The organism is Elusimicrobiaceae bacterium, assembly GCA_028700325.1.
GTDB lineage: Bacteria > Elusimicrobiota > Elusimicrobia > Elusimicrobiales > Elusimicrobiaceae > JAQVSV01.
This window is the reverse complement of the sequence record JAQVSV010000010.1, coordinates 42,327-48,746: the sequence shown is the minus strand read 5'-3', so window position 1 is coordinate 48,746 and position 6,420 is coordinate 42,327. Positions and strand designations below refer to the sequence as shown.

Here is a 6,420-nt window from a genome sequence, read left to right as displayed (position 1 = left end):
ATGCTTGACGGGCGCGCCAGCCTGTGCATTTCGCGGCGCAAGGGCGACGCGGTTTTCATGGCCGACGGAACGGAGCCGTTTCCGCTCAAAACGGTGTCCATTCCGGGCGGTATTTTCGGATCGCACAGTTTTCTGTCCAGCTATAACCTTGCGGTGCTCAGCCGCTCGCCGCAGGTTCGCCGGAGCGCCGAGATCATCAGCCTGCTTTGCGAAAACGAGGCCGCGATGGATTATTCCCGCATGGTCAGCGCGTTTCCCTGCAGCATGACTGCGTTCGAGCAGTTTATCTTTTCCTCGCCCGAGCGTATCCGGACCTACTCGGCTATCGTGGGCGACGCGGGCACCGTGCCGGCGTTCAGCGTTACGGGCACTTACCTTGAAATCGTGGACGGCGCGCTGAATTCGCTGTGCCACAAGATAGCGCAGGGGCGCTACTCCCATAAAATGATGCAGGAGAAGATGGAGCGCGTTTCCAAGGAGATGGATTATCTCATTTCGCTTTACGGCGGGTAGCCATGCTTGAACAGTCCACCCAGGTGCTTTACGAGTTTTACAAAGAGCTGAACCATCCGGTTGACAGCCCGGGCGAGCTGCTGTCTCTGGGGCTGGACATAATAGCGCGGTACATGAAGCTCGACCAGGTTTTTTATTTCGAATGGGAACCGAAAAGCTCGGTGCTGTCGCTCGGCATGGTCTGGCGCGACGGGCACAGCATGGAGCTGGAGGAAGACATTTATGTGCCCGACAACGCGCCGCTGCTTTCGGTGCTGACGCTGGGCGGAGTGCATGTGTCGCAGGACCTGAATTATCCGGCGATGTATGTGCCGCTGCGCTGGCAGCAGGCCGATCAGTACGCCGCCGGCGGCAAACAGCGCACGATGCGTTACGCGGCGCTGCGGCTGGAGCGGCTGAAAAAGTCGTGGGCGTTTTCCACGCGCGAGAAGGAACTGGCGCGCGGGCTGGCCGAGGAGCTGGCGCACAGCCTTATGCTCGCGGAGCTTGATTATATGCACCGCAGCCAGGTGCGGCGGCTGACGGCTCTGACCAATCTCAACGCGGTGTTCGCCTCGACGATGCGGTCGGGCGAGAACATGAAGTTCATTCTGCAGGGCATCCAGAAATATTTCGGGTTTGACCGGGTACGGCTGTATCTGGTGAACAGCAAGGACCAGAAGCTCAAAGGGGAACTCAGCACCGACATACACGGGCAGGTGCGCAGCCTTTCGCACGAGGAAATTCCGCTGCTGCCGGGCACGCACCGCTTCGCGGACATCGTGCTGGGGCCCGATTCGACCGTGGTGGACAAATACCGCGACACCGTGCTGCACCTGCCGCTCACGGTTCAGGGCAAACGGGTGGGGCTGCTGGTGGTGGACAATCTGGTTTCGCAGCAGCGCATCGAGCCAGACGATATCGTGTCGCTCAGTTCGTTCGCCGGACAGATCGGGCTGGCTATTGACAACGCCATGCTGTTTGAGGAAGTGCAGGACCTGTCGCAGTACGATGATTTGACCGGCCTGCCCCTGCGCCGTTATTTCAACCAGCGGTTTCAGGATGAAATGTATCGCGCGGAACGGTTCAGCCAGCCGATGGCGATCATCTGGATTGACATAGATTTTTTCAAGGACGTGAACGACACCTACGGCCATCAGGTCGGCGACAAGGTTCTGAAGGAGGTGAGCCGGGTGATCCTGTCGAACCTGCGCAAAATTGACTTTCCCGGCCGTTACGGGGGCGATGAAATCCAGATCATGCTGCCGCAGGCCACGGCTACGGAGGCCAAAGCCATCGCCCGCCGGCTGGATGAGGAAGTGCGCGAAATCCGCATACCCGTGCCGTTTTCGAAGGAAGGCGATATCGGCGTCACCATCAGCCAGGGGATCAGCACCTATCCGGGCGACGCGGCTTCAGGTGACGAACTGCTGAAAAAAGCGGATGACGCGCTTTACTGGGTGAAAAGCCACGGGCGCGGAGGCTACGTTCTGTACAGCGATGTGAAAGACGAGCTTTGAGCCGGGTTCCGGGCGCTTTGTCCGGGTTTTCCGGGCGGGTGCTTTTCCGCGCTTTTTGGTATTGACTGCCCGGGTCATATCATATAGAATTGAGAAAGCGTTTTGGATATATCACTATAAGCTTATGATAAAAAAAATGAGTAGCGAGATATTTTATATTAATATATTACGCGCGGCTGTCGTCGCGTTTTTGCTTTTTGCCGGGCCCAATATTTTCGCGCAGCAGGTTTATGTGAGTTGGATGGATGTCTATTATCCCAATGACGGCCAACTTGTTGCGGGTGACTTTAAATGTCCTGACAGTACAACGACATTGGCCTCGACTTCGCGTTCGATGATGGTGCCGAACGGAAACGACAACCCCTGGACCTGGTCGGCGCTTATCGAATATAACCAGATGCAGGGTTCGTATACTCACTATGATGCCACGGGGAACTCGGTCTATGAAACCGCAGTGGCGCACAGAGATTATCCCGGCTCTTGTTTGACTCTGTGCGCGTCCATCAAATGCACCAGCGAGCTGGAGTTCGGCATTGACGAAATGTATTTCGAGGTATTCAAGTACGCCGACGGAATAAATCCGCTCGACAGCGGTTCCGCGCCGTCATTGCGGACCTATTTCAATTATGACATTGGCGTCTGTCCCTCCAGTTCTTCCGACCATCCAATAGGGACTTACTGCACTTCGTGGGACGCCAGTTATAACATTGACGGCGAGTTCGGCCGCACTAACGGGCTTTACGGTTTTCGCGCCACGGTTAAAACCAACTATGTCACGGACGACGCCAATATCGCGATCGAGCAGACGAGCGCGTATCCCGGCAAGGATCAGATTCCGATTCAGGTTGACGTGATGGACATCCACTGCGTGCAGACGACCCCGACGGTTGTAGGTTCCACCACGCCCGTCGCAGCCGCGCCATATAACATAGTCTACCGGCTGAGCAAGGACGGGTATGTCAATATCGGCGTTTTTGAACCGTCCGAGTCGGGCACGATGACGCTCAAGCGCGTTGTCGCTTACGAACAGGCGAAAATCGGCGAGGGCACGCCCGACGGCACGCTTCAGAACGGCGACGCGTGGGACGGCCGCGATTACGAAGGCAAGCTGCTCCCGGCGGGCAACTACATCCTGCAGATAGACGCGCACGCCAACGACGAATGGGGCCGGGACGACGCGTATCGCGCCCACCGCCAGATTTCCATTGATCCCCTGCAGATGACGGATTTTGCGGTTTCTGCGCTGGAATCGCTTTCCACTTCACAGGCATACATCAAATACGTGCTCACCGAATCCGCCACGGTTTATACGAGGATTTATAACCCCGACTGCCAGCTTACCAACGTAAACAACACCGGCACCGGCGGGCCCACCGTTCTGGTCGCTTCAGGAACCGCGGCCTCTCCGATCCGCAGTTTTTCCGAAGTGCAGACCGGAAGAACCTATTCATATACCTACTGGGACGGGCGTGACGACGCAGGCAACGCCGTTGACGACGGCAATTATCTTGTCGTGCAATGGGCGGAGATACCGGACGGGTCCGGCGGGAAAGTGTATACCCAGAAATTTTACCAGCGGGTCATCACTATTTCCAGAGGCTATGTGGGCATCACCGGCCCGTCGGTTGACAACACCTCGATCGGTTCCAGTCCCACGGTCAGCGGCTTGAATCCGTTTTTCATCACCTATCTGCTGTCGCGCTCCGCGCTGGTTTCCGTGCGGGTAATGACGGCCGACGGCAACACCCAGGTCCGCACGATCATCAGCAGCGAAGCGCGGGCGGCCTCTTCCGAGGGCACCAATACCGAAGTCTGGGACGGGCGTGACGACAACGGCTATTATGTGTCGTCCGGGGTGTATATGATGGAAGTGTCGGCGCAGGATCACCTGTTTCCGTCGCGCGTCACGCGCAAGATGACGATGTTTGCGGTGGACCTGTTCCGAATAACGGATGTGGCCGTGACATCCCTGCCCAACGGCTCCAGCGATTACGCGCAGATCGCGTATTCGCCGTCGCAGAGCATGTATGTGACCGTGTCCATCTACGAGCCGGGCACGGTAATCGGCACCAGTGTGTGGCCGCCTGCGGTGAGTTCCAGCCCGATAATCACGTTTACCGGGGTGCGGCCCGGCCGGGTGCAGACCGTGGTGTCATGGGACGGCATTTACAACGATACCATGGCGGCCGACGGAGAATATGTCTACACGATTGTCGGCTACAGCTCCTCCACGATGAAAAACTATTCGACTGGGCAGGTTGAGTCGCTGATATATCCGACGGATCGCATCGTGGGCACGCTTACCGTTTCGCGCGGGCCGGTTTACTTTAACGCCGTTGAAATAATCCCCACGATTCCCTCAATGGCGTCTTCCAGCGAAACGGTGACTTTGCCGCCTTACGAGATAAATTTCACGGTTCCGCGTCTTGCTTCGGTGACTATTCAGGCGATCAATCCCACGCTGTGCCAGGCTCCGGTTTACAAAAACAACGTGTGCCGCAATATCCAGTCCGGCGCGGTTTATTCGCCGGACATAGTCAATACCGTCTATTGGGACGGGCGCGACGATTACGGCAATTATCTGTACGCCGACGCCTACACGATCCAGCTGATTGCGTACAATTATCCGGATCCGTCTTTGCAGACTCCCACCACCTGGTATGAAACGATAGATATGGATCCGTTCAAGATATACGATCTGGCAATAAGCGACATCAGCGAGGCGCAGGGGTACGGCATCGTCAGTTACCAGATATCGGTTCCCATGAAAGTCGCGGTTCAGATTTTCAAGCCCGGCACCACGCTGGACTATAACGGCAATCCGAGCCCGGTGCTGGCGAAATCGCTGGTCAAAGCGGTGGTTGGAGTGCGTCCGCCCTTTACTTCCATAACTGAATTATGGGACGGTACGGACCGCACGCTCACCCCCGTTCCCGACGGACTGTATGTATTCCGCATAGTGTCTTCCACCGACACCGCGCTTATAGATTCCGTCACCGGCGAAATCAGCAACAAATCGGCGCTGGCCGACCTCAACGCATATATCACGCCGAACGTGATCGCGGTTTCGGAAGGCGAGGATCCCGATCCCTGCACTTCATTCGCCAACACGACCAGTTTTTATCCTAATCCGCTGCGGCAAAGCTCAGGCACTTTCAGAATAACGAAAGTTCCTACGCCGGGATACTTTTCGTACAAGATATATAATCTGCCGGGCGATCTGATTTACGAATATGACTGGGGTTATCAGGTGCCGGGTTCCAATTATCCCAATCTGGAAGCCGTGTGGAGGCGCGAGAATTCAAGCGGCAGGACAGTGGCGCGCGGCGTGTATTTTGCGGTGATGGAACTCAAGAGCGCACAGGGCAACAGGCAGGTATGCCAGACTGTGAAGAAAATACTGGTGCCATAATGAAAAGATCCATTTTAAAGACAGCTGCAATCCTTATAATAGGCGCGGGCCTGTATCCGGCTCAAGCGGTGTTTGCGATAAGCAGCAGCGCCGGCACGCAGGCGGGTTCGTTTATGAAACTGGGGATCGGGTCGCCGAAGGCTCAGGCTCTTGGCCACGCATATGCGGCGCTGGCCGAAGGGCCGGACGCGCTGGTGTGGAACCCCGCGGGCGTGGGGATGACCAAGCAGCGGGAAATGTATTTCACATACCTTAAATGGGTGCAGGATTATGGCGGCTATTATTTCGGCTATGTGCACCCTGTCGGGCAGACGGTGATCGGGGTCAACGCCGCATATATGACGGTGGACGGGTTCGACGCGCGCGACGTGAACAATATCCCCCAGCCGAACGATGAGGTTACCGTCCGCAATGATTTCATTACGCTGACGCTGGCGCGGTCGTTTTTCGTGGAATCTTTTTCGGTGGGCGCGTCCTTAAAGCGCGTGTCGGAGGATAATGCCGGCACCGAATACGCCAATATGGTTTTTGATGTCGGCGCGCAGCTGCATTTCGGCAATCTGCTGCACTTGGGCGGCGCGATGATGAATATGGGCAATAAGGACGAGGTCGTGCAGGTTTCCCGCGTCGGCGCGGCTTTGAGCCTGGGTTCTTATCTGACGGTTTCCGGCGAGCTGGAAAACCCGTCCGACAACCGTGTGCGGCCGGGGCTGGGTGTCGAAATACTGATCCCGGAAGAAACTACCGAAGTCGGCCGGCTGAGTTTTCGCTTCGGCTATTATGACTCGGATGACCACGGCAAGAATTACGACAGCAGTTTTCTGGATCGGTTTAACCTGTCGAAAACTTCGAAACTGTCGTTCGGTGTAGGTGTTTATACCAGCCAGCTGCTTGGCTACGGCGTGGGGATTGATTATGCGTTCACTCCGTTCGGGGCGCTGGGTACGGTGAACCAGTTGGGGTTAAGGTTTGTGTTCTAATGTAATATGATTAGAT

At 56.5% G+C, this 6,420-nt stretch carries 4 protein-coding genes; all 4 read left to right on the top strand.

From position 1 onward, the window contains the following. Positions 1–513 (top strand): hypothetical protein (locus PHW69_02610; GenBank protein ID MDD4004078.1); only part of this gene is annotated, 513 nt, incomplete at its 5' end. A gap of 2 nt (positions 514–515) precedes the next feature. Continuing rightward, complete coding sequence (locus tag PHW69_02605; GenBank protein ID MDD4004077.1) at positions 516–2,012, top strand: sensor domain-containing diguanylate cyclase; 1,497 nt, start codon at positions 516–518, stop codon at positions 2,010–2,012. Between the two features lie 136 nt (positions 2,013–2,148). After that, the gene (locus PHW69_02600) at positions 2,149–5,424 is read left to right on the top strand and encodes a hypothetical protein (protein ID MDD4004076.1); all 3,276 of its coding nucleotides are present in this window, start codon (positions 2,149–2,151) and stop codon (positions 5,422–5,424) included. Further along, a complete protein-coding gene (locus PHW69_02595; GenBank protein MDD4004075.1) occupies positions 5,424–6,404 on the top strand; it encodes a hypothetical protein in 981 nt (326 codons plus the stop codon). Before PHW69_02600 ends, PHW69_02595 begins: the two co-directional genes overlap by 1 nt. The last annotated feature ends 16 nt before the right edge of the window (positions 6,405–6,420 follow it).

What these genes read in the sequence shown, in the direction of transcription:
- PHW69_02600 (MDD4004076.1), top strand. Translation starts at nt 2,149, where the DNA reads ATGAGTAGCGAGATATTTTATATTAATATATTACGCGCGGCTGTCGTC.
- PHW69_02595 (MDD4004075.1), top strand. Translation starts at nt 5,424, where the DNA reads ATGAAAAGATCCATTTTAAAGACAGCTGCAATCCTTATAATAGGCGCG.
- PHW69_02605 (MDD4004077.1), top strand. Translation starts at nt 516, where the DNA reads ATGCTTGAACAGTCCACCCAGGTGCTTTACGAGTTTTACAAAGAGCTG.